We start from the raw sequence: 22373 nt of genomic DNA on the forward strand, positions 1-22373 counted from the left end.
AATCAGCCCGGCGGAAACAGAACCAATGTCTGCAAGGCTGTTGCGACCGGGCCTTCGGTATCGAATAGTACCGATTGCGACATCCCGATCCCCGAAGGTTGCCAGTGACAGACCGAATCCGAGGCCAGCCACAAAGAAACCGGTTCCCGATGGACCTGCACAGTCAGATCGGTATTCATGAACCCCATCTCGGTGGTCGGGGCGTTCCATGAAATTCCGTTGCCGCAATCGGCCAGCGGGCAAAGCGCCTGAATCGGCGACTGCGCCTCACCCTCAAGCAGCGTCGGTGTTCGCATCCACACCGTTTTGGGACCAGGACCCTGATTGCCGCCTTTCGGGTAAAGCACCTCGGAATGATCCGCGAAGCCCGGCAGGTTGTGACGTGTCTCACCAATCGGGAACGGGCCGGTCACGGTATCCTCGAACCGCGGCGAACGGAGCGAGACGGTTGGAACAGCGCCAAGATCCCGGCGCGCCAGATGCATTGTTGTGGCGACGGCGCACAGCGTGTCGTCCAGATCATGTACAGTGACCCGTGTGGTGGCCAGCGTTTTGGTATGGCGCGTGGTCTCGGCCGCAACGCGCAGGCCGGCCAACGGCAGCGGGCGCAACAGGTCAACCGTCAGCCGGGTCAGCATCTTGTCCGGCCCAACCTCGGTTTCCGCAGCCCGAACGATCAGCCCGCTGACCGGTCCCGCGTGGCAATGGTCGACCGACCATGGCCCCCGCGCAGGGTCGTTGCCGACAAACGCGCCATCCGGGCGCAAGTGGAAATAGGCCATCTGGCCAAGATCGTCGGTCATATTTGGATCAGACCTGTTCCTGCGTGTGTTTCTTCAGCTCTGCCCGTGCGACCTGACGGCGGTGAACCGCGTCCGGGCCATCTGCCAGCCTAAGGGTGCGAACATGCGTCCATGCCGCAGCCAGCGGTGTATCCTGACTGATCCCCTGCCCGCCATACATCTGAACGGCCTCGTCGATCACCTTCAGCGCCACCCGGGGCGCGATAACCTTGATCTGGCTGATCCACGGGGCTGCCGCCCGCGCATCGCCCTGATCCATGTACCAGGCAGCCTTGAGGCACAGCAGGCGGGCCATCTCGATCTCCATCCGGCATTCGGCGATGATGTCGTAGTTGGCCCCAAGCTGCGCCAGCTTCTTGCCGAAGGCTTCGCGCTGCATCGCGCGCTTGCACATCCGCTCCAGCGCGACCTCGGCCTGCCCGATGGCGCGCATGCAGTGATGGATACGGCCCGGCCCAAGACGGCCCTGCGCGATCTCGAATCCGCGCCCTTCGCCCAGAAGGATGTTTTCGGCCGGCACCCGCACATCTGTAAACCGGATATGCATATGCCCGTGCGGCGCGTCGTCGTGGCCATAAACCTCCATCGGGCGCAAAATCTCGATCCCCGGCGTTTCCGCAGGCACAACGATCATCGACTGACGCTTGTGCTTGGGCTGCTCTTCGCCAGCGGTTTTCACCATCACGATATAGACCTTGCAGCGCGGGTCACCGGCGCCGGACGCCCACCATTTCTCGCCGTTCAGAACATAGCTGTCGCCGTCGCGGATGCAGGAGAGCGAAACATTCGTGGCATCCGACGACGCGACATCCGGTTCGGTCATCAGATAGGCCGAGCGGATTTCGCCGTTCAACAGGGGCTTCAGCCACTCTTCCTGCATCTTCGGGGTGCCGTAACGCTCGAACACTTCCATGTTGCCGGTATCCGGAGCAGAGCAGTTGAACACCTCGGCCCCAAGCGGCGTCTTTCCCATTTCCTCTGCGAAATAGGCGTATTCGACAGTGGTCAGGCCCAGACCCCGCTCGCTGTCGGTCAGCCAGAAATTCCACAGACCTGCGGCCTTGGCCCTGGCCTTCAGCCCTTCCAGGATTTCCGCCTGCCGCGCGGTGTATTGCCAGCGGTCGCCCTTTTGCACCTCGGCCTGGTATTCGTCTTCCAGCGGCATGATTTCGTCGCGGATCATATCGACCACACGTTTCAGCGTTTCGCGGTTTTCATCGCGCAGGCCGAATGACATGTTCATGGATTTTCCTCCTCAGACCCGGCGGTCGGGCTTTACCTTTGGCATGAGAATGACTTAGCTGCCATCACGATGTCCAGTTGGGTGACGGGACGTCAATACAATCAAAATGAAATAGCGGGGAGCGCGTGAATATGGCGTTGTTGATTGAAACCGGGCTGTCCGACTGGATCAGTGACGACGACATTGCCCGCGACGTTCGGCGGCTTTACCCCGGCGCAGATGTCCGGACCCCGGAAACGATGGGCGATCCGGCCGAAATCACGATGGTCGCTGTGGTCGGTCTGCGCGACGATCACCCAAAGCGCCTGCCGAACCTGCAACTGGTGCAAAAGCTGGGTGCCGGGGTTGAAACGATTGTCAGCAACCCCAACCTGCCCGCGCATGTGCGCGTGACGCGGCTGAAACCGGACGCCCCGGCGCAGGGAATCGCCGAATGGTTTGTGGCCTATATCCTGCGCCATCAGAGGCATATGGCCTTTCACGAGGCCGCCCAGAGGCGTGCGGAATGGCGGCCCAAAGCGCCGGGGTTTTCGCCGGCTACCGTTGTCGGCGTGCTGGGTCTGGGCCATATCGGTGCACGCAGCGCCGGGATGCTGCGCGCGGTCGGGTTTCAGGTGATGGGCTGGAGCCGGTCGCCCAAACAGATCGAAGGCGTCACCTGTCTGCACGGCGATGCGGCGTTGCCGGAAATGCTGGGCCAGTGCGACCATGTCTGCGCGATCCTGCCATCGACCCCTCAGACAACCGGGTTGTTCGATGCAGGGATGCTGTCGGCGATGAAACCCGGCAGTCAGTTGCTGAACGCCGGTCGCGGTGACCTGATTGACGAGGGCGCCTTGATCAATGCGCTGAACAGCGGCGCGCCGGGGCACGCGGTTCTGGATGTCACATCAAGGGAACCGCTGCCGTCAGACAGCCCCCTCTGGACCCATCCGGGTGTCACGATCACACCGCATGTGTCCGGGTGGCATCTGGGCGAGGCTCTGGCAGATGTGGGCGAGAATTTCCGGCGGCTGAATGCCGGATCGCCCCTACTGCATGAGGTGGACCGCGTTCGCGGCTATTGACCCCCGATCAGGGTGTCAGGATCCAGTTGCCGCTGGCATCACGGCATCTGCGCGTTCTGACCTCACGCGTCTGATCAGATCCTTCGGGCTGAATGAAGTGTTGCAGATGCACGCAATTGTCACGCACATCGCGCACCCGGATCGTACCCTTTGATCCGCTTTCTTCGTTTTCCCACGCCCGTTCCTGTCCCGCCTGCGGCGCACCGCCGGCCAGCATCGCATCGGCGGTCGCATTCACCACTTTGAAATCGTCCGGGCTCAGCCCCATCTCTGCGATGATTCGGGAAATCGGCTTGGCCGGAACGGCTGTCGCTGTGCCCAAAATGGCCACAGCCGTAATTGCGGAAGAAATCCAGGCTTTCATGGTCGCCTCGCCTTGCTGAAATAGATTTGCATTCAAGACTATACTGGCCGCGAACGGTGGCCAAGCCCTGTCAGGCGACCTTCAAATTATCCCGAACAAACCTATTGCGACTCGGGCGCTAGGACCGGTGGATCAATCCCCGCATAGTGCCCAAAAGATCAATCAGAGGCTTTATATGGCACACCCGACCTATTACGCGCCCACCGGCGGACATCCCGGTCAGGACCACCTTTTGACCGACCGTGCGATGTTCACCGATGCCTATGCGGTGATTCCCAAAGGGACGATGCGCGACATCGTCACCAGCTATCTGCCGTTCTGGGAGGGCACCCGCCTTTGGGTGTTGTCCCGGCCGCTCAGCGGATTTGCCGAGACGTTTTCCCAGTACATCATGGAAGTTCAGCCCGGCGGCGGCAGCGACCGCCCCGAAACCGACGCGCAGGCGCAGGGCGTGCTGTTTGTGGTCGAAGGCGCGGTAACGCTGACGCTGGACGGAAACGCCCACGTCCTGGACACCGGCGGATACGCCTATATCCCGCCCGGATCCGACTGGACGCTGCACAACCGCGGTGACACGACAGCCCGGTTCCATTGGGTCCGCAAGGCGTATGAGGCTGTTCCCGGCCTGCCCGCCCCCGATCCGATCATCACCAACGAAACCGACGTTGAACCCATCGAGATGCCGGGAACCCAGGGCCGCTGGTCCACGACCCGCTTCGCCGACCCGCAGGACCTGCGTCACGACATGCATGTCAACATCGTCAATTTCGAACCTGGTGGCGTTATCCCGTTTGCCGAAACTCATGTGATGGAACACGGGCTTTACGTGTTGGAGGGCAAGGCAGTCTACCGGCTCAATCAGGATTGGGTCGAAGTTGAGGCCGGCGATTACATGTGGCTGCGCGCGTTCTGCCCGCAAGCCTGCTATGCTGGCGGGCCGGGGCGGTTCCGCTATCTGCTTTATAAGGATGTGAACAGGCACATGCCCCTGACGTTGGCTAAACGCTGACGAGGATTCAGCTTTTTCCGGTGCAGGGGTTCACAGAAGCGCCTGAATCTGGTGAAATAACACCTGTTTTTAGCACTGGAGATTGTTCAATGGTACGGCGCGGATCACTACTGGCACTGGCAGCGATAATTGGCCTGACGGCGTTTGAGGCAACACCTGTTGGCGCCAGGGAAGAAACCAAATCGGTGTTCGTCATGAGCCGCACATGGGCTGTCACGCAGGTTTCGGACGCCCCGGTCGTGTATCGCGCCACCCGTGACAACAACAACCTGAACCCCTTTGGCCCGCCGCCCCGGCTGCGCACCATTCAGGCCATCGCGGCCATTCAGGCAGCAACCGGGTGCAGGCCCATCGTCGCCAGCATGTATCAGAACATCTCGGGTCAGTTCTTCTCGCAGGTCAGCTGCAACTGACGCGGGGTCGAAACGGGCATTGAGGTCGGCGCATCCCGCTGCCATAGCTAACGCATGAAACTTGCGATCAACGGATTCGGCCGTATCGGCCGCACGATCCTGCGGCAAATTCTGGCCTTGCCGCAGGGTTCGGATATCGAGCTGGTGCTGATCAACGACATCGCACCGCTTGAAACCTGCGCCTATCTTTTCAAATACGACAGCACATTCGGCCCCTATCCCGGAACGGTCGATGCGGGCGAAAACACGATCGTAATCAACGGCCATCCGATTCCCATGACGCACAGCGCAGACCTGACGCGGGTGGATCTGTCTGGCGTCGATGTTCTGATGGATTGCACTGGGGTTGCGCGTACATCGGACGTGGCCAGTCAGGGCCTGACCGCCGGGGCGGGCAAAGTGCTGATCTCGGGCCCCTCGCCGGCAACCGAAGTCACCATCGTGCTGGGTGCCAACGAAGATCAGCTCGGCAACGCGCGGATCGTGTCGAACGCCTCCTGCACGACCAACGGGCTTGCGCCTCTGGTCAAGGTGTTGGACCGGATAGGCGGCATCGCTTCGGCCCATATGACAACCATTCATTGCTACACCAACAGCCAGCCCATGATTGACGCGCCGCGCGGTGATCTGGCCCGGTCGCGGGCCGGGGCGCTGTCCATGGTGCCAACCACCACCAGCGCCACGCATCTGATCGACGAGGTTATGCCCCACCTGGCGGGCCGGATCTCGGGCGCGGCTGTCCGTGTGCCAACGGCCAGTGTCTCGGCCGTGGATCTGGTTGTATCGCTGGAGCGTGGCATGCCCGCTGACAAGTTTGACACGGAACTGCGTTCTGCCGTCCAACAATCCGGCGTACTGGGGTGGACGGATCACCCATTAGTCTCGTCGGACTTGCGCACACGCCCGGAATCTCTGGTGATTGCAGGCCCCGAGACACGCATGGTTGGCGAACATCAGGTCCGCGTCTTTGGCTGGTACGACAATGAATGGGGCTTTTCCGCGCGCATGCTGGATGTTGCCCGCCTGATGGCCAACGGCTGAGCGGACCGCAGCAAACTGCGATCCGCATCCTTGGTCTTTATTCGCCCGGCAGGCTGCCGGACCCGTGCCCGGACATGCCGCCCGAAACTTCCTCGGTCGCTTCACCCGCCAGTTCATGGGGCAGGATCAGGTTCAGCACGATGGCGATCAGGGCCGCAGGCAGCAGGCCGCTTTTCATCAGTATGCCCAGCGTATCCGGCAGGTGCTGTACCGCATCAGGTTCCAGTTGCAGGCCAAATCCGATCGACAGCGAGATTGCAAACACCACCATGTTGCGCCGGTTCCAGTCGACATCGGACAGCATCGACACACCCGCCGCGACCACCATGCCGAACATGACGATCACACCGCCGCCCAGAACCTCGATCGGGACGGTGCGGATGATCGCTCCGACCTTGGGCACCAGCCCACACAGGATCAGGAACAATGCGCCGATGGTTACGACGTTGCGGCTCATGACGCCGGTCATCGCGATCAGGCCGACATTCTGGCTGAACGACGTGTTCGGAAGCCCGCCGAAAATCCCGGCCAGCGCCGAGCCAAAGCCGTCCGCATAGGTCGCGCCGGAAATCTCTTTGTCAGTGGCTTCGCGCCCGGCGCCGCCCTTGGTGACACCAGAGACATCGCCGACGGTTTCAACGGCCGACACAAACGCCATGAGGCAGAAGCCGATGATCGCCGCGAACGAGAACTCGAACCCGTATTTGAAGGGAACCGGAAGCGCGAATGCCGAAGCCCGGCTCCAGCTTGTGCCGATGGCCTCGAATGTGATCATGCCGACCATCAGTGCATAGACATAGCCGACGGCCAGACCGATCAGCACCGCAGAGACCGAGAGCATTCCGCGGGTAAAGAATTTCAGGCCAAGCGTGACGACGATGACCACCAGTGCGGCCGACCAGTTCAGCGCGGACCCGTATTCCGGTGTGCCGATTGCCGGTACTCCGCCGGCGGCGTACTGAATGCCCACCTTGACCAGCGCCAGACCGATCATCGTGACCACAAGGCCCGTGACCAGCGGTGGCAAGGCAAACCGGATTTTGCCGATTACGGTGCCCAGCAGCGCGTGAAACACCCCGCCGAGGATCACGCCGCCGAACAGCGCCGCCAGACCGTCGACGCCTTTGCCCGCAACAAGCGGGATCATGATCGGCAGAAACGCAAAGCTGGTCCCCTGCACAATCGGCAGCGCCGCGCCAACCGGGCCGACCGTCACGGTCTGCAACAGGGTCGCCACGCCCGCGAACAGCATCGACATCTGGATCAGATACAGCAATTCCGGAAAATCGGGCGAGTTCGATCCGAACCCAAAACCCGCCGCGCCAGCAACAATGATCGCCGGCGTCACGTTCGAGACAAACATCGCCAGGACGTGTTGAATGCCCAGCGGAACCGCCTTGTGCAGGGGCGGAGTAAAATTCGGGTCCCGAAGCTGTTCTGGGGTCCCTATGGAAGTGTCAGCCATGAGTTACTGTCCTCTCTGTCAAATTCACGGGGGTCTTGCCGCTTATCCCGCGGCTTCTACGGTCACGACACCACCTGATAGGGCGTGTCGAACCAATATTCTTCAAGATTGGCGCCGTCTCCGATCCGGTCGACGACGGCAAACAGGCCCGGACCGTGCAGAGGTGTCAGAACCCCATGCCAGGTTCCGCGGTGATAATTCACCGCCTGGCCGGGCGCGGTAACAAATGCCACCGGATCGCCCGGCTGCCCGCTGATATCAGGGGCGACGATGACCAGAAAAGGCTGGTGCGTCATCGGAATGAAGGCCTGGCTGCCCGCGGGGTGGCGCTCGACCATCTCCAGTTCGTAGGGCAATGCGCGCGGGTTCGCGTTGAACAGGCTGATCCCGGCGCGTCCGTCCGAGAAATCCAGCTGCGCACGGTCGTGAAAGCGACCGCACTGGCCCTGATTGATGATCCTGTCCGGATCGCCGACACCCTCAATCACGTCGCCAAACGGTGCAAACGCCTGCGCGGTCAGGGGGGAAGTCACGATCCGGCGGGTCATGACGGCAACAGATCCCGCAGGCGGAATTCGGCAATGCGTTCGACCTGACGACAGGCTTCGGCAAATTCCGTCTCGCGGTCCTGCTCTATCCGCCGCTGAAAAGCCTGCAGAATCGAGGCCTTGTCGTGGTCGCGCACGGCGATGATGAACGGAAACCCGAATTTCTCGGTATAGCGCTGGTTCAGCTCGGTGAAGGCCGCTCGCTCGTCATCCGTCAGCGCGTCCAACCCGGCCGAGGCCTGCTCGGACGTGCTTTCCTGCGTCAACCGCCTGGCCTGCGCCAGCTTTCCCGCCAAGTCCGGGTGCGCCGTCAGCACGCCCAGCCGTTCCGCTTGCGAGGCCGAGCGGAACATGCGCGTCAGTGCGTTGTGCAGACCGCCCGCCGTGTCATGTGCCGGACCCAGCTCCAGATCGTAAGCCCGTTCTGCAATCCATGCGGAATGCTCAAAGATGCTGCCATAGGCCGAGACGAAGGCGTCACGCTCCATTCGGGAAGGCTGCGGATGCCGGGCCGGCGGATGCTGGTCCGCCCAGTGTTGCGCAATTTGCAGCCGGGTAGCGAACCACACATCCGAGAAACCGCGTGCGTAATCCAGAAACCGCTTCAGCGCCATCACGCGACCGGGACGCCCGATCAGGCGGCAATGAAGACCGATCGACAACATTTTGGGCACACCTGCCTCGCCTTCTGCATAAAGCGCATCGAAACTGTCTTTGAGGTAGGAATAGAACTGATCGCCGGAGTTGAACCCCTGCGGCGTGGCAAATCGCATGTCGTTGCAATCCAGCGTATAGGGCACGATCAGTTGATCCCGGCCTGCGGTGTTCGTCCAATAAGGCAAATCATCCGCATAGGTGTCGGCCACGTAAGCGAAACCGCCCTCCTCCGCGACCAGCCGCACGGTGTTCTCGGAACAGCGCCCGGTATACCACCCGCGCGGGCGTTCGCCCACGACCTCGCTGTGCAGGCGGATGGCCTCGGCGATCTGCGCGCGCTCTTCGTCTTCGGGCATATCCTTGTGTTCGACCCATTTCAGCCCGTGGCTTGCGATCTCCCAGCCTGCGTCCTTCATCGCCGCAACCTGATCGGGGGACCGGGCCAGCGCGGTTGCCACACCGTAGACGGTAATCGGCAGGTCCTGCATCAACCGATGCAATCGCCAGAACCCGGCGCGCGATCCGTATTCATAAATTGACTCCATGTTCCAATGGCGCTGGCCGGGCCACTGCGCCGCGCCGACGATCTCGGACAGGAACGCCTCGGACGCGGCATCGCCATGCAGCACGCAATTCTCGCCGCCCTCTTCGTAGTTCAGCACGATTTGAACGGCCAGTTTCGCGCCACCGGGCCATTTGGCATCCGGCGGATTGGCTCCGTATCCGATCATGTCGCGGGGGTATCGAGGGGGCTGCATGCTGTCTTCCGTCTTGATCTGGTGCGTATACCTATGCTTTAGCGCAGAAACGGGGGCAGGATTATCAAACTAATCCGAACGCTGTTTCCGGTTCTTTCGGCATTTCCACCGTTCTGAACTTTGCGCCAGACTGGGGCAAACCAAAAACAAATCAAAGGAGAAACCCGTGGCCGGCTATCTGACGACCCATGTATTGGACACAGCCCGCGGCTGCCCGGCCGAAGGGCTGAAGATCGTTTTGTACCGGATCAGCGGGGAAAATCGCCACCAGCTGGCCGAGACGCAGACCAATTCTGACGGCCGCACCAACAGCCCGATTTTGCCGCAGGATGCCTTTGAAACTGGCACATATGAGCTGATTTTCTTTGCCGGAGATTACCTGCGCGCAACCGGCCAGTCCGACAAAGAACCGCTGTTTCTGGATCAGGTGCCGATCCGTTTCGGCATGTCGGATGCCGCGGCGCATTACCACGTGCCGCTTTTGTTGTCGCCATTCGGGTATTCAACCTATCGCGGCAGCTAGGTCTGGTTCTGGGATGTGCGCACCACATCCCCGATCCTTGCAATCATGAAATCCATGAACAGGCGCGCCTTGGGGTCCTGATGACGGCGGTGCGTGTAAAGGCAGGCCATCTGAACCGAAACCGGAGGCGTGTCGACTGCGACAGCCACAAGTCGCCCGGCCTTGAGGTGCTCTGCAACTTCGAACGCGGGCTTCATCGCAATCCCCTGCCCGGACAGGGCCCAATCCGTCAGGACATCGCCATCGTCACATTCGAAGCGCCCCGAAACGGCATATCGTTTGGGACCTTCAGGCGTTTCCAATAGCCACTGAAACTCGGTGGCCCCCGGAAAGCGCAGGTTCAGGCATTCATGCTTGTCGGCGATTAGGTCAGCGCCATTCTGCGGCATGCCCCGGCGTTTTATGTATTCCGGTGCCGCACACAGCACACGCTGGCAATCGGCGATCTTGCGGATGCGCAGCGTGCTGTCCTCGGGCTGACCAATGAAAAACGCCAGATCCAGCCCCTCGGTCGTCAGGTCGACCGACCTGTCTGTCAGGCGCAGGCGCACATCAATCTCGGGGTATTCCGCCAGAAAATCAGGTACATGCGGAGCCAGCAACCGGCGACCGACGCCCAGAGGCGCGGCCACGAACAGCGACCCGCGGGGGGCTTCGGTCAGATGGACGACCTGCGCCTCGGCCTCGTCCACCGCGTCCAGAACCGCAACCGCGCCGGGGTAGAAAGCCCGCCCCTGCTCGGTCGGGCTGAGGTTGCGGGTGGTACGCTGAAACAGGCGGACGCCCAAATGATCCTCAAGCTGAGAAATACGCGCCGAGGTCACCGCAGGCGAAATCCGCAAATCACGCCCGGCGGCGGACATGCTGCCCAGATCGTAAACCCTGACAAAGGTGCGGATATTGTCGAGATAGGACATCTTATCGTTTTTTTTGATACAGTTTGACAATATACGGGAATACCGAAGAAAAGCGCGTTTGCCTAGTGTGGCCGCAACCAATCGGAGAGACCTTTCATGTACGACTTCGCCGTGTTCTGGGACTGGATGGCTTTTGCCGTGCGCTGGCTGCACGTGATCACCGCCATTGCCTGGATCGGATCATCGTTTTATTTCATCGCACTGGACCTTGGCCTGAACCGCGACATCCCCGGCCCTGCGGATGGCGAGGAATGGCAGGTGCATGGCGGCGGCTTTTACCACATTCAGAAATATCTGGTGGCGCCCGAGCGGATGCCGGACCATCTGACCTGGTTCAAGTGGGAAAGTTACGCGACCTGGCTCAGCGGGGCCGCGCTGTTGATGATCGTCTACTGGGTGGGTGGCGAGCTGTACTTGATTGACGCGCAGAAGGCCGATCTGGCGCTGTGGCAAGGGATTCTGATCTCGGCTGCGTCGCTGACGGTGGGCTGGCTGATCTATGACTTCCTGTGCAAATCCGGACTGGGTGAACGTCCCACCCTGCTGATGGTGCTGCTGTTTGTTCTGCTTGTGGTGATGGGCTGGGGGTACAACCAGATCTTCACCGGCCGTGCGATGATGCTGCATCTGGGTGCGTTTACCGCCACCATCATGACGGCGAACGTATTCTTCATCATCATGCCGAACCAGCGCATCGTGGTGGATGACCTGAAAAACGGCCGCACCCCCGACCCGAAATACGGCAAGATCGCCAAGCTGCGTTCGACCCATAACAACTACCTGACGCTGCCGGTGGTCTTCCTGATGTTGTCGAACCACTACCCGCTGGCCTTTGCGACCGAATACAACTGGATTATCGCCGCACTGGTATTCCTGATGGGCGTCACGATCCGCCATTATTTCAACACCCGTCACGCCCGCGCTGGTGACCCGACCTGGACCTGGCTTGTCACGGCGCTGCTGTTCATCGCGATCATGTGGCTGTCCACCGCGCCCATGTACAAACCGCTGGAAGAGGCCGAAGCCCAGCCCCTTACGCCCTACGAGCAGAAATTCGCGTCCGCTGACGGATTTGAAGAGGCGCATGACATCGTGCTTGGGCGTTGTTCGATGTGTCATGCCCGCGAACCAGTGTGGGAAGGTATCCTTTGGGCCCCAAAAGGCGTTCTGCTGGAAACCGAAGGCGACATAGCCCGCAATGCCTCGCAAATCTACCTTCAGGCCGGCGTCAGCCACGCGATGCCCCCGGCCAATGTCACCTATATGGAACCGGAAGACCGCGACGCCATCATCCGGTGGTTCCGCAACGCCGGATCCTGACCCCGATTCCGGGTCCATTCGGGCGGCGAGATCATCGAACCCATCAAAAAATCTTTCCCTGCGCCGGAACTGATGCTCTAGTGAGTGTAATCAGCCGTTGTCACACAAAAGGCGGCGAAATTGATTTCGACTTGAGGCAGTTGGAGCCATTCGATGCAGAGGAACTGGCCGCGCGCTATTGTGAGATACTGCCTGATCGGCGTGATCGCATCCGCTCTGCCAAACCCTCTGGCCGCGCTGGAAACCACCCTGACCGCACCGGGCGCGCCGAAAGCGCTTATAAAACGGCTGGAAGAAACTTCATCGGTGGCAACCGCCGAGTCCCGCGGGCTGGACACGCCGCTGGAGATTCTGTCAGCCGCTTTGTCGGATTACCGCACGATCGTTCAGATCCTCTATGACGAAGGGTATTTCAGCCCCGTTGTCAGCATCAAATTGGACGGCCGCGAGGCGGCGGACCTGAATTCGCTCAATATTCCGGCGCAGATCAACCGGGCTGTCATCACCGTCAACACCGGACCGACCTTCACGTTCGGTACAGCCATCGTTCAACCGGTGGCGCCCGACACCGTTTTGCCGGAAGAATTCGCGCCCGGAAAGCTGGCGACCACCGGGGCCATTCAACAGGCCGCCTCGGCCGGGGTTCAGGGTTGGCGCGACACAGGTCATGCCAAGGCTGAAGTCGAGGATCAGGAAGTCATCGCCCGTCATGCGCAGAAACAGCTGGACGCGCGGATCGACTTGGCCCCCGGCCCCCGGCTGACCTTTGGCAAAATGATCATTTCCGGCGACACTGACGTACGTCACAGGTCGATTGAAAAGATCGCAGGCTTCCCTTCGGGCGAAGTCTATTCGCCGGAAAAAATACAGAAGGTCGGAACCAGACTGCGGCGCACCGGAACGTTCAACGTCGTCTCGATCGAAGAGCGCGATACCCCCAACCCGGACGGGACGCTGGATTTCGACGCTTATTTCGAGGACCTGCCCAAGCGCCGACTGACCTTCGGGTTCGAGGTCGCCTCGCGCGCCGGTATCGACCTGACCGCCACCTGGACCCACCGCAACGTCTTTCGCCGTGCCGAGCGGCTGCGGTTCGAGGCCGCGTTGCGGAATATCGGCGGGTCCGAGGATCTGGACGGGCGGATCGGGCTGCGTCTGGATCAGCCCGACAGGCTGGGTCCAGATGACAACACATTCTGGAGCGCCCTGCTGGAACGTCGCAATACAGACAACTACAACGTCGCGGTTGCATCGTTGGCGTATGGCGCGCGCCGCACCTTCTCGGACCGGCTGTACGCCGAAGCCTCGGCCGGGTTCCAGTGGTCGGACGCGGATGACGCTTATGGCAGCAGGCGCAAGTTCCGGTATTTCATTGTTCCGTTCCGGTCGGAATGGGACGAACGCGACAGCAAGGTCAGTGCCACGCGCGGGTATTACCTGGATTCTCAGGTTATGCCCTTTTTCGGCCTGTCCGAAACAGATACCGGCATTCGGCTGTTTTTCGACGGGCGCGCCTATACCAGTCTGAACACTGGGGGCCGGCTGGTGCTGGCGGGCCGGGTGCAGCTGGGATCGGTTATCGGTCCGCCCCCGGACGACGTGACCCCAGACTTTCTGTTTTTCTCGGGCGGGGCCGGAACTGTCCGCGGGCAGCCCTTCGAAAGCCTCGGCATACCGGTCAATGGCGGCGTGGCCGGGGGCAAGTCATTTCTTGGCCTGTCCGGGGAAATCCGCGGGAAGGTCACGGACACGATATCGCTGGTAGGGTTTTACGACTATGGTGTTGTGGACACCTCGTCCTTCATCGGCAGCGGCGCCGAATACCACTCTGGCGCGGGCCTCGGGGTCAGGTATGATCTGGGCGGCTTTGGTCCCCTTCGCCTTGATCTGGCGGTGCCGGTGCAAGGCGACACCGGCAACGGGCTTCAGTTCTATATCGGGATCGGACAGGCATTTTGATACGGCGCTACGCATATCCTGCCCTGACAGCGACACTGATCCTGACCGCGCCACCTTTGGCCGCGCAGGAGGACAGCGGCGGCAGTATGCTTGAACGGTTTCTGCAGGACACGCTGTCAGGCGACAACCAGAACGTGACGGTCAAGGGGCTGCAAGGGGCGCTGAGTGCGCGTGCGACAATCGAGGAAGTCACCGTTTCCGACGATGAAGGCGTCTGGCTGACCATCAAGGATGCCGAGCTGGACTGGAACCGGCTGGCGCTGATCCGTGGGCGGTTCTCGGTCAACGCACTAACAGCACGCGAGATCGACATCGCCCGCGCGCCCGGGACCACCACAAAAGACACGCCAACGCCATCTGCCGAAACCCAGCCGTTTCAGTTGCCAGAGTTGCCGGTATCCATAGAAATCGGTGAAATCAGAGTGGATGAGCTGTCGCTGGCCAGGCCCTTGATCGGCGTCGCGGCCGATCTGTCCGTCACCGGGAATCTGTCGCTGGCCGACGGGACGCTGGACACCAATCTGGACATAACCCGGCTGGATCGCGCCGGTGATGAAATCACGCTTGCCGCCGGGTTTCAGAATTCCAGCCGCCAGATCAATCTGGACTTGCGGGTGAACGAGGCGTCCGGCGGGCTGATCTCAACTGCGCTGAAAATCCCCGACAGCCCCCCGATCGGCCTGTCAGCCGAGGGTACAGGGCCGTTGACCGACTTCACGGCCGATATTGTCCTGAGCAGCGACAAGCAGCCACGGGTGACAGGGCAGGTCGAACTGCGCGCGGCCGAGACCGGCGCCGCAGACGGGATTGCCTTTACCGCTGACCTTGGCGGCGACCTGACACCATTTCTGGCCGACGACCTTGACCCGTTTTTCGGAGCCAAGACGCGCCTCTTTGTGGATGGTCAAACCCAACCGCAGGGCGCGCTTGACGTTTCGGATCTGGAACTGTCCACGCAGGCGCTGGACCTCAAGGGTGAGCTTCGCCTGGCTACCGGCGGAACCCTGCAACTGGCAGCCCTGCAAGGCAGAATAACCCCGCCTGACGGAAACAGCGTCGTGCTGCCGGTCGCGGGCGGCGATACCTCCATCGAAGCCGCGCAGATATCGGCGCTGTTTGACAGGCAAAACGGCAACCTTTGGGATCTGAGCCTGACGGCGGACGCCTTCCAGTCGCCCCGGGCGCGGCTGGACAGCGCCCGGATTACGGCGCAGGGCACATTGGAACAAGGTGACACCGTCAATGTTCAGGGTGATCTTCAGGCCGCTGTCGACGGGCTGGATCTGAGCGACCCGGCACTGAACCGGGCGGTGGGCGCGCGCATCACGCTGGACGGCCTCTTTGACTACGGCAGTGACCAGTCGCTGAACCTGTCGGGGTTCGAGGTGGTCGGGACGGACTACACGCTCGCTCTGGACGCGCTGATCGACGGGCTGAACAGCGGCTTGTCCGTTGACGGATCGGCCACGCTTAAAGCGTCTGACCTGGCGCGCTTTTCCGATCTTGCGGGGTTGGATCTGGGTGGGCAGGCCACTGCCCGCGTCGATGGCACAGGATCGCCGCTGGAAGGCAGTTTTGACGGCAAGCTGATCGTTGAGGGCAGCGACCTGTCGACCGGGCGTGACGATATCGACCCGGTGGTCAAAGGTGAAACCACGATCACCCTGGACGCCGCCCGCGGCGCAGACGGTATCACCATCCGAGAATTTGACCTGAACAGCCAAGCGGCACAGATACAGGCCAGCGGCGCGGTTACAACGCCCGATGGCAACCTGACCATTGACGGTCAGGCCAACGTGAACGCGCCGGACCTGACCGTGTTTTCCGGTCTGGCCAGGCGGGATCTTGGCGGATCGCTGCAGGCGGAGATGAACGGCACCGGTACGGTTCAGACGCTGGAATTCGACGGCACGGCCAGTGCGACCGGGCAGGATATCAGGACAGGAATGTCTGAAATCGACCCGTTACTGAAAGGCCGCACGACGATCAAATGGGACGGTGCCAGAACGGCTGACCGGATCGAGATACGAAACGCTACCGTGACTGGCAGCGCCCTGACTGCGCAGGTCGCGGCGACAATAGACGATCCGACCGGCGCGTTGTCCGCAGATGGGCAGGCCCGCCTGAATGCGCCCGATCTGTCCCTGTTTTCGGCGCTGGCCGGGCGCGACCTTGCCGGGTCGGTCGAGGCGGATGTGCAGGGCAACGGAAATCTCGCCAGCCGGTTCTTCGACATTCAGGGCGATCTGAACGCCAGTGACATTCAAACCGGCATCGACCTTGTCGATAAGCTGGTTCAGGGCAAAACCACGCTTGTGGTGGATGCCGAGAACGGCGATCAGGGTCTGAATGTGCGGACTTTCCGCCTGAACGGCACCGCGCTGAGTGCCAATGCGTCCGGCAAGGTCGATGGTGAAAACGGGCGGTTGAATTACTCGGTCGATCTTGACGATCTGTCCCGGATCGCCAGCACCCTTTCGGGACCGTTGACACTGGATGGCAGCGTGGCCCCGACGGCGTCCGGGCTGGAGGGCACCGCAAACCTGCGCGGGCCGGACAGTTCCTATGCCAGCCTGACCGGAGAGGTGGACCGCGACGGCGCCGCGGATTTCGACTTCGACGCGAAGCTGAACAGAATTGAACGTTTCGCCCCCGATTTCCCCGGAACAATCGCGGCGACAGGAACCGCGAAACGCGACAACGGCGTCTGGACCATCGACAGCGCGGCCCAGGGACCGGCCCAGATCAGCAGCGATATCTCCGGCACGTTTGACGAAACCAGCGCCGAGGCTGACCTGCGGGCGCAGGGCGGGGTCAATATCGGCATCGCCAATATCTTTATCTCGCCCAATCAGATCAACGGAACCGCGCGATACGATCTCCGTCTGAAGGGCAAGCCTGCCCTGAGTTCGCTCAGCGGTTCGATCACGACCTCAGGAACGTCGCTGGCCATCCCCGAGGCGGGTCAGACCATCACCGGTATCAACGGGACGGTCGATCTGGCGCAAAGCCGGGCCACGATCTCTCTGAACGGGGGCACACGTGCCGGCGGCAACTTTACCGTTGCCGGGCCGGTGGACCTGACCCCGCCGTTCAACGCCCAGATCGTCACCACGCTCAACAGCCTGGTGCTGACGGATCAGCTTTTGTACGAGACGATCCTGAGCGGCCAGATCACCATGGCCGGGGCGCTCGCCGGCAACAGTTCGGTTTCCGGGCAGATCACATTTGAAGAGACCAATATCAACCTGGCAGCCGCTGCAGGCGCCGTGGGTGCCGCTCCGATCCCGGATATCGTGCATATCGGCGAAAGCTCGGCAGTGTATGTCACACGGCAGCGCGCCCGACTAGTGGCCGAAGACGATGCATCCAAAAGCGAATCCCGGATCGCGCTGGACGTCAGCCTGCTGGCCCCGAAGGCAGTCTTTGTGCGCGGCCGGGGCGTGAATGCGGAACTTGGGGGGCGATTGACCATCGGCGGCACGACAACATCGGTTGTGCCCTCGGGTCAGATAGAATTGATCCGGGGAACCTTTGACATTCTGGGGCGCAGGCTGGCCCTGACCAAGGGGCTTGTGACATTGCAGGGCGATTTGACGCCGTATATCGAGTTTGAATCCTCGACCAGCACATCGGACGGGTCCGCGACCATTGAAATCGCCGGCCCGCTGGATGCGCCCGAGGTCGATGTATTCTCGGACCCCGAGCGCCCCGCCGAAGAGGCGTTGGCCATGCTGCTGTTCGGCAACCGTTTTTCGGAACTGTCACCGTTTGTGATCGCACAGATGGCGGCCTCGCTGGCGCAACTCAGCGGTGCGGGCGGTGATACGACCAAGGGGCTACGGGATACCACCGGCGTTGATTCGGTCGATATCGGCGCCTCGGAAGGCGGCGGCGGACGTCTGGGGGCCGGCGCCTATCTGAGCGATAATCTGTACACCGATTTCACCGTGAATACAGAAGGCGATACCGAGGTGAACCTTAACCTCGACGTCACCGACAACTTCACGGTGCGCGGTACTGTCGACGGGCGCGGCGAAACCGGTGTCGGTGTATTTTTCGAGCGCGACTACTGAAAGCGCGCTCAGGCCCGCCGTATGCCGATCGGTTGCCCCACCTGAGGTGCCGGTTCCAGCGCTGCGTGGTCCCGGGCCATCTGCTGCAGGCGTGCGGCCGCCCAATCCGGATAGGGCACCGACCGGCCCGTTTCATGGCTGACATTCATGAACAGCGCCTCTTGCGTGGCGCAGAGGGCATTACCGTCTTCGGCCAACATCTGTGCAAAATAGTGGCCGCGCTTCTGATCGGCATCCAGCATGCGAAATCGGAAATAGAACCGCGCGTCCTGCTGTACTTCGTGTAGGAAATTCATGTGCGATTGCAGGATGTACGGCCCCTGCCCCAGGGCACTGACCTGGACTTCGCCCAGGCCAAGATGGTCAACCATCAGCTTTTCCAGCGCCATGTCAAACGCAACGCCGTAAAACCCCACATTCATGTGGCCGTTATAGTCGATCCATTCGGGCAATACCGAAAACCCGCGAATTTCGACCGGAGCGTCATAAGGGCCGTCATGTCCGCTCAAAGGTCTACTCATCCGCTTCGCCCCCTTCGGTGTCAAAGATCGCGACGGCCCGGACAAAACCCGCCGAGGCCCCTTTGATCTTGAACGGAAAGCAAGAGATTTCGAACCCCGTCGGCGGCAGGTCTTCGAGGTTGGTCAGTTTTTCCATATGGCAATATCCGATGTCGATCGAGGCGCGGTGGCCTTCCCATATGATCGAAGGGTCCTGCGTTTCGGCGTATTCCTGCGCTGTCAGCGCAAAGGGCGCGTCCCAGCTCCAGGCATCCGTTCCGGTCACGCGCACGCCGCGTTCCGTCAGGAACAACGTGGCCTCGCGCCCCATGCCGCAGCCTTTCATCAGGTAGTCAGGCTGCCCGTACTGCGTGCCGGCAGAGGTATTCACGACAACGATGTCCAGCGGTTGCAGGTCGTGACCAATGCGTTTCAGTTCCGCCTCAACGTCGGCGGCGGTTGCGACATACCCATCGTCGAAGTGACGGAAATCCAGTTTCACGCCGGGGTTCATGCACCATTCCAGCGGCACTTCGTCGATGGTAATCGCCAGCTCGCCGTTGTTCATCGTTGAATGGTGGTGGTAGGGCGCGTCCAGGTGGGTGCCGTTATGAGTGGCGATCTGCAGGCGTTCGACGGCCCAGCCCTCGCCGCCCGGAAGGTCGTCTTTCTTCAGTCCCGGAAAGAACGATATGATCTGTTCCGCGGTCTGGTCATGGGTCAGATATTCGATCTGCGGCAACATGATCGGCGGGTCGGAAACGATCCCGGTTTCCAGGGGAACGGATAAATCGACGAACCGGCGGGCCATGTGCACCTCCTCGATCAATGGCGGTGACAGGGTTGGCCGCGAGTAACCCGCTGTCAAGGCAAGAAAAAGGCGACCCGATGGGCCGCCTTTCCAGGTTGATGATGCGTTTTTCTATTCCGCCGCGATGGCGTCTTCGATCTTTTCGACGCGAATGGCCGAGAATTTGAACTCGGGGATCTTGCCATAGGGGTCGATGGCCGAGTTGGTCAGGATGTTGGCCGCCGCCTCGACATAGGCAAACGGGATGAACACCATATCCTCGGCAATGGCCCGATCAGCGCGTACCATGATCTCGATCGAGCCGCGACGGGTGGTCAGGCGGATCATCTCGCCCGGCTCGATGCCCATCAGTTTGAGCGTGCGCGGATTCATCGAACAATTCGCCTCGGGCTCAACCGCATCCAGCACCTTGGCGCGACGGGTCATCGACCCGGTGTGCCAATGCTCCAGCTGGCGGCCGGTGGTGGCGATCATCGGATATTCCTCATCCGGGGCCTCATCCGGCGGGATGACGCTGGCCGGGGTGAATTTCGCCTTGCCGCCCGCACGCGGGAAGCCATCACCGAACACAATCGACTGCCCCGGATCGGTCTCGGACAGCGACGGGTAGGTGATCGTCTCGGTCTCAAGACGCTCCCATGTGATGTTGTCGAGCGACTCCATGGTCAGTTTCATCTCATTGAAGACCTGGCTTACGTCGGTGTAGTCCCAGTTCAACCCGATGCGCTGCGCCAGTTCGACGGTGATCTTCCAATCCTCGCGCGCTTCACCCGGAGGCGATACTGCGGGACGCACCCGCTGTACCTGACGGTTGGTGTTCGACACCGTGCCGTCCTTTTCATACAGCGCCGAGGCCGGCAGGATGATGTCGGCATAATTCGCCGTTTCGGTCAGAAAGATGTCCTGAACGATCATCAGATCCAGCTTGGCCAGCGCGTCCCGCGCGTGGTTTACGTCCGGGTCGGACATGGCCGGGTTTTCGCCCAGAATGTACATGCCCCTGATATTGCGGGCATAGATCTGGTCGATGATCTCGGTCACGGTCAGGCCCTTCTCGTTCGAGAAATCGTCCGAGCGCCAAACCTCGGTAAACTGGGCCCGGATGTTGTCATCGGTGACCGTCTTGTAGTCGGGAAGGAACATCGGGATCAGACCCGCATCCGACGCACCCTGCACATTGTTCTGGCCCCGCAGCGGGTGCAGACCCGCGCCGGGTTTACCGACGTTTCCGGTCATCAAGGCCAACGAGATCAGGCAGCGCGAATTATCGGTGCCGTGGATATGCTGGCTGACGCCCATACCCCAGAAGATCAGACCGGCCTTGGCCTGCGCAAAGGTCCGTGCCACGCGGCGCAGTTGGTCCGGTTCGATGCCGCAGATGGGGGCCATCGCTTCGGGCGTGAACTGGCGCAGATGCTCTTTCTCGGCCTCCCAGTTCTCGGTCCAGCGGTGGATGTACTGGCTGTCATACAGTTCCTCTTCGACGATCACATTCATGATCGCGTTGAGCATCGAGACATCGGCCCCCGGACGGAATTGCAGCATTTCGTCGGCGAATTTGCGCATTCCGACGCCACGCGGGTCCATCACGATCAGCTTGCCGCCACGCTTGGTGAACTGCTTGAAATAAGTCGCAGCCACGGGGTGGTTTTCAATCGGGTTCGCCCCGATGATGATCGCCACATCCGCATTCTCGATCTCATTGAAGGTCGCGGTCACCGCGCCCGAGCCCACGTTCTCGATCAGCGCCGCAACAGACGACGCATGGCACAGACGGGTGCAGTGGTCGACATTGTTGTGCTTGAACCCCTGACGGATGAACTTTTGGAACAGATAGGCTTCTTCGTTGGTGCATTTGGCCGAGCCAAAGCCCGCGACGCTGCGCGGATCTTCGTCGCGCAAGGTCATCAGCCTGGTGGCCGCCAAGTCCATCGCTTCTTCCCAGGTCGCTTCGCGGAAATGGGTCGAGAGGTTGCCCGGATCAACGTTCAGGCCCTTCTCGGGCGCATCCTCACGACGGATCAGCGGCTTGGTCAGGCGGTGCGGGTGGTGGATGTAGTCGAACCCAAAGCGGCCTTTGACGCACAAGCGGCCTTCGTTGGCGGGGCCGTTGATGCCCTCGACATATTTGACCTTGCCGTCCTTGACCTTCAGCGAGACTTTACAGCCCACGCCGCAGAACGGGCAGACGCTTTCGGTCTCGGAATCATAGTCCTTGCTGTCACCCTGTTGCTTGTCGTCCAAAACGGTTGCAGGCATCAGCGCCCCGGTTGGGCAGGCCTGAACGCATTCACCGCAGGCAACACAGGTCGACGCCCCCATCGGGTCGTTCTGGTCGAACACCACCTGCGCGGTGTGGCCACGACCGGCCATGCCGATCACATCGTTGACCTGCACGTCGCGGCAGGCGCGAACGCAGAGGTTGCAGTTGATGCAGGCGTCCAGATTGACGCGCATCGCAACGTGACTGTCATCCAGCAGCGGGATTTTCTGGGCCTCTTTCGCCGGGAAACGGCTGTCGCTGACATCGTTCAGCTTGGCCATGTCCCAGAAGTGGCTGGACACGTCATGCGGCCGCTCGGGCTGGTCGGCCACCAGCAATTCCATCACCATCGCGCGCGACTTCTCGGCGCGGTCGGTGTCGGTCTTGACCACCATCCCATCCGCCGCCGGGCGGATGCACGAGGCTACCAGCGTGCGCTCCCCTTCCACCTCGACCATACAGGCCCGGCAGTTGCCGTCGGGTGTATAGCCGGGCGCGGGCTTGTGGCACAGATGCGGGATTACCAGTCCACGGCCGTTGGCCGCTTCCCAGATCGTAGTGCCCTCAGGCACGGTGACGTCATCGCCGTTCAGGCTGAAGGTGACGGTCTTGTTTGGGCTTGCGTCAAGCATGGCT

The 22373-nt window shown here is 61.4% G+C and carries 18 protein-coding genes; 8 read left to right on the forward strand and 10 right to left on the reverse strand.

Going from position 1 to position 22373, the window contains the following annotated elements; all coding sequences use genetic code 11:
* Window positions 1-2: 2 nt before the first annotated feature.
* Together ACXAC3_RS17045 and ACXAC3_RS17050 are read right to left on the reverse strand one after the other, a co-directional pair.
* Complete coding sequence (locus ACXAC3_RS17045; RefSeq protein WP_475162647.1) at window positions 3-803, reverse strand: thioesterase family protein; 801 nt, start codon at window positions 801-803, stop codon at window positions 3-5.
* A gap of 7 nt (window positions 804-810) precedes the next feature.
* The gene (locus ACXAC3_RS17050; protein WP_475162649.1) at window positions 811-2046 is read right to left on the reverse strand and encodes an acyl-CoA dehydrogenase family protein; all 1236 of its coding nucleotides are present in this window, start codon (window positions 2044-2046) and stop codon (window positions 811-813) included.
* A gap of 131 nt (window positions 2047-2177) precedes the next feature.
* On the opposite strand from ACXAC3_RS17050, the gene ACXAC3_RS17055 reads away from it, so the two are divergent.
* Complete coding sequence (locus ACXAC3_RS17055; RefSeq protein ID WP_475162653.1) at window positions 2178-3113, forward strand: 2-hydroxyacid dehydrogenase; 936 nt, start codon at window positions 2178-2180, stop codon at window positions 3111-3113.
* A 7-nt stretch (window positions 3114-3120) separates the two neighbouring features.
* On the opposite strand, the gene ACXAC3_RS17060 is transcribed toward ACXAC3_RS17055, so the two are convergent.
* Window positions 3121-3477, reverse strand: coding sequence for a hypothetical protein (locus ACXAC3_RS17060; protein ID WP_475162656.1), 357 nt, complete (start codon window positions 3475-3477; stop codon window positions 3121-3123).
* Window positions 3478-3652: 175 nt separating this feature from the next.
* Here ACXAC3_RS17060 and ACXAC3_RS17065 point away from each other — a divergent pair, with 175 nt between their 5' ends.
* The 3 genes from ACXAC3_RS17065 (at window position 3653) to ACXAC3_RS17075 (ending at window position 5940) form a co-directional block, all read left to right on the forward strand.
* Window positions 3653-4486, forward strand: coding sequence for a bifunctional allantoicase/(S)-ureidoglycine aminohydrolase (locus ACXAC3_RS17065; RefSeq protein WP_475162658.1), 834 nt, complete (start codon window positions 3653-3655; stop codon window positions 4484-4486).
* An 89-nt stretch (window positions 4487-4575) separates the two neighbouring features.
* On the forward strand, window positions 4576-4899 hold the full coding sequence (locus ACXAC3_RS17070; RefSeq protein WP_475162660.1) for a hypothetical protein: 324 nt from the start codon (window positions 4576-4578) through the stop codon (window positions 4897-4899).
* Between the two features lie 54 nt (window positions 4900-4953).
* Window positions 4954-5940: a type I glyceraldehyde-3-phosphate dehydrogenase gene (locus ACXAC3_RS17075; RefSeq protein ID WP_475162664.1), complete on the forward strand. Its 987-nt coding sequence runs from the start codon at window positions 4954-4956 to the stop codon at window positions 5938-5940.
* Window positions 5941-5977: 37 nt separating this feature from the next.
* Here the strand turns inward: ACXAC3_RS17075 and ACXAC3_RS17080 are convergent, their stop codons facing one another.
* The 3 genes from ACXAC3_RS17080 to puuE form a co-directional block, all read right to left on the reverse strand.
* On the reverse strand, window positions 5978-7405 hold the full coding sequence (locus tag ACXAC3_RS17080) for a nucleobase:cation symporter-2 family protein (protein ID WP_475162665.1): 1428 nt from the start codon (window positions 7403-7405) through the stop codon (window positions 5978-5980).
* A gap of 62 nt (window positions 7406-7467) precedes the next feature.
* Window positions 7468-7953 carry an ureidoglycolate lyase gene (locus tag ACXAC3_RS17085; RefSeq protein WP_475162670.1) on the reverse strand — a complete coding sequence of 162 codons (486 nt, stop codon included), beginning with the start codon at window positions 7951-7953 and terminating at the stop codon, window positions 7468-7470.
* The gene (puuE, locus tag ACXAC3_RS17090) at window positions 7950-9368 is read right to left on the reverse strand and encodes an allantoinase PuuE (RefSeq protein ID WP_475162672.1); all 1419 of its coding nucleotides are present in this window, start codon (window positions 9366-9368) and stop codon (window positions 7950-7952) included. The genes ACXAC3_RS17085 and puuE overlap by 4 nt, the downstream gene beginning before the upstream one ends.
* Before the next feature lie 166 nt (window positions 9369-9534).
* Between puuE and uraH the strand changes: the two genes are divergently transcribed.
* Window positions 9535-9891, forward strand: a complete 357-nt coding sequence (uraH, locus tag ACXAC3_RS17095; RefSeq protein WP_475162675.1) for a hydroxyisourate hydrolase — start codon at window positions 9535-9537, stop codon at window positions 9889-9891.
* Here uraH and ACXAC3_RS17100 read toward each other — a convergent pair.
* Entirely contained in the window at window positions 9888-10808 is a 921-nt protein-coding gene (locus ACXAC3_RS17100) for a LysR family transcriptional regulator (RefSeq protein WP_475162677.1), read from the reverse strand. The genes uraH and ACXAC3_RS17100 overlap by 4 nt on opposite strands.
* 96 nt (window positions 10809-10904) lie before the next feature.
* Here ACXAC3_RS17100 and ACXAC3_RS17105 point away from each other — a divergent pair, with 96 nt between their 5' ends.
* From ACXAC3_RS17105 to ACXAC3_RS17115, 3 genes are all read left to right on the forward strand, one after another.
* A complete protein-coding gene (locus ACXAC3_RS17105; RefSeq protein ID WP_475162679.1) occupies window positions 10905-12128 on the forward strand; it encodes a urate hydroxylase PuuD in 1224 nt (407 codons plus the stop codon).
* 153 nt (window positions 12129-12281) lie between these two features.
* The gene (locus ACXAC3_RS17110; protein ID WP_475162681.1) at window positions 12282-14087 is read left to right on the forward strand and encodes an autotransporter assembly complex protein TamA; all 1806 of its coding nucleotides are present in this window, start codon (window positions 12282-12284) and stop codon (window positions 14085-14087) included.
* Complete coding sequence (locus tag ACXAC3_RS17115; protein WP_475162682.1) at window positions 14084-18163, forward strand: translocation/assembly module TamB domain-containing protein; 4080 nt, start codon at window positions 14084-14086, stop codon at window positions 18161-18163. The genes ACXAC3_RS17110 and ACXAC3_RS17115 overlap by 4 nt, the downstream gene beginning before the upstream one ends.
* 8 nt (window positions 18164-18171) lie before the next feature.
* Here the strand turns inward: ACXAC3_RS17115 and ACXAC3_RS17120 are convergent, their stop codons facing one another.
* The 3 genes from ACXAC3_RS17120 to fdhF all read right to left on the reverse strand — a co-directional run bounded on the left by ACXAC3_RS17120 (window position 18172) and on the right by fdhF (window position 22369).
* Window positions 18172-18684, reverse strand: a complete 513-nt coding sequence (locus ACXAC3_RS17120; protein WP_475162685.1) for a thioesterase family protein — start codon at window positions 18682-18684, stop codon at window positions 18172-18174.
* Window positions 18677-19474 carry a cyclase family protein gene (locus ACXAC3_RS17125; RefSeq protein ID WP_475162690.1) on the reverse strand — a complete coding sequence of 266 codons (798 nt, stop codon included), beginning with the start codon at window positions 19472-19474 and terminating at the stop codon, window positions 18677-18679. Before ACXAC3_RS17125 ends, ACXAC3_RS17120 begins: the two co-directional genes overlap by 8 nt.
* 111 nt (window positions 19475-19585) lie before the next feature.
* On the reverse strand, window positions 19586-22369 hold the full coding sequence (gene fdhF / locus ACXAC3_RS17130) for a formate dehydrogenase subunit alpha (protein WP_475162691.1): 2784 nt from the start codon (window positions 22367-22369) through the stop codon (window positions 19586-19588).
* Between the last annotated feature and the right edge of the window lie 4 nt (window positions 22370-22373).

The organism is Ruegeria sp. ABV4_181 (assembly GCF_056158465.1).

Coding starts and splice junctions, on each gene's coding strand:
- ACXAC3_RS17080 (WP_475162665.1), bottom strand. CDS start 7,405: ATGGCTGACACTTCCATAGGGACCCCAGAACAGCTTCGGGACCCGAAT.
- ACXAC3_RS17070 (WP_475162660.1), top strand. CDS start 4,576: ATGGTACGGCGCGGATCACTACTGGCACTGGCAGCGATAATTGGCCTG.
- ACXAC3_RS17105 (WP_475162679.1), top strand. CDS start 10,905: ATGTACGACTTCGCCGTGTTCTGGGACTGGATGGCTTTTGCCGTGCGC.
- ACXAC3_RS17050 (WP_475162649.1), bottom strand. CDS start 2,046: ATGAACATGTCATTCGGCCTGCGCGATGAAAACCGCGAAACGCTGAAA.
- ACXAC3_RS17100 (WP_475162677.1), bottom strand. CDS start 10,808: ATGTCCTATCTCGACAATATCCGCACCTTTGTCAGGGTTTACGATCTG.
- ACXAC3_RS17110 (WP_475162681.1), top strand. CDS start 12,282: ATGCAGAGGAACTGGCCGCGCGCTATTGTGAGATACTGCCTGATCGGC.
- ACXAC3_RS17120 (WP_475162685.1), bottom strand. CDS start 18,684: ATGAGTAGACCTTTGAGCGGACATGACGGCCCTTATGACGCTCCGGTC.
- ACXAC3_RS17055 (WP_475162653.1), top strand. CDS start 2,178: ATGGCGTTGTTGATTGAAACCGGGCTGTCCGACTGGATCAGTGACGAC.
- ACXAC3_RS17065 (WP_475162658.1), top strand. CDS start 3,653: ATGGCACACCCGACCTATTACGCGCCCACCGGCGGACATCCCGGTCAG.
- puuE (WP_475162672.1), bottom strand. CDS start 9,368: ATGCAGCCCCCTCGATACCCCCGCGACATGATCGGATACGGAGCCAAT.
- fdhF (WP_475162691.1), bottom strand. CDS start 22,369: ATGCTTGACGCAAGCCCAAACAAGACCGTCACCTTCAGCCTGAACGGC.
- ACXAC3_RS17045 (WP_475162647.1), bottom strand. CDS start 803: ATGACCGACGATCTTGGCCAGATGGCCTATTTCCACTTGCGCCCGGAT.
- ACXAC3_RS17085 (WP_475162670.1), bottom strand. CDS start 7,953: ATGACCCGCCGGATCGTGACTTCCCCCCTGACCGCGCAGGCGTTTGCA.
- ACXAC3_RS17060 (WP_475162656.1), bottom strand. CDS start 3,477: ATGAAAGCCTGGATTTCTTCCGCAATTACGGCTGTGGCCATTTTGGGC.
- ACXAC3_RS17125 (WP_475162690.1), bottom strand. CDS start 19,474: ATGGCCCGCCGGTTCGTCGATTTATCCGTTCCCCTGGAAACCGGGATC.
- ACXAC3_RS17075 (WP_475162664.1), top strand. CDS start 4,954: ATGAAACTTGCGATCAACGGATTCGGCCGTATCGGCCGCACGATCCTG.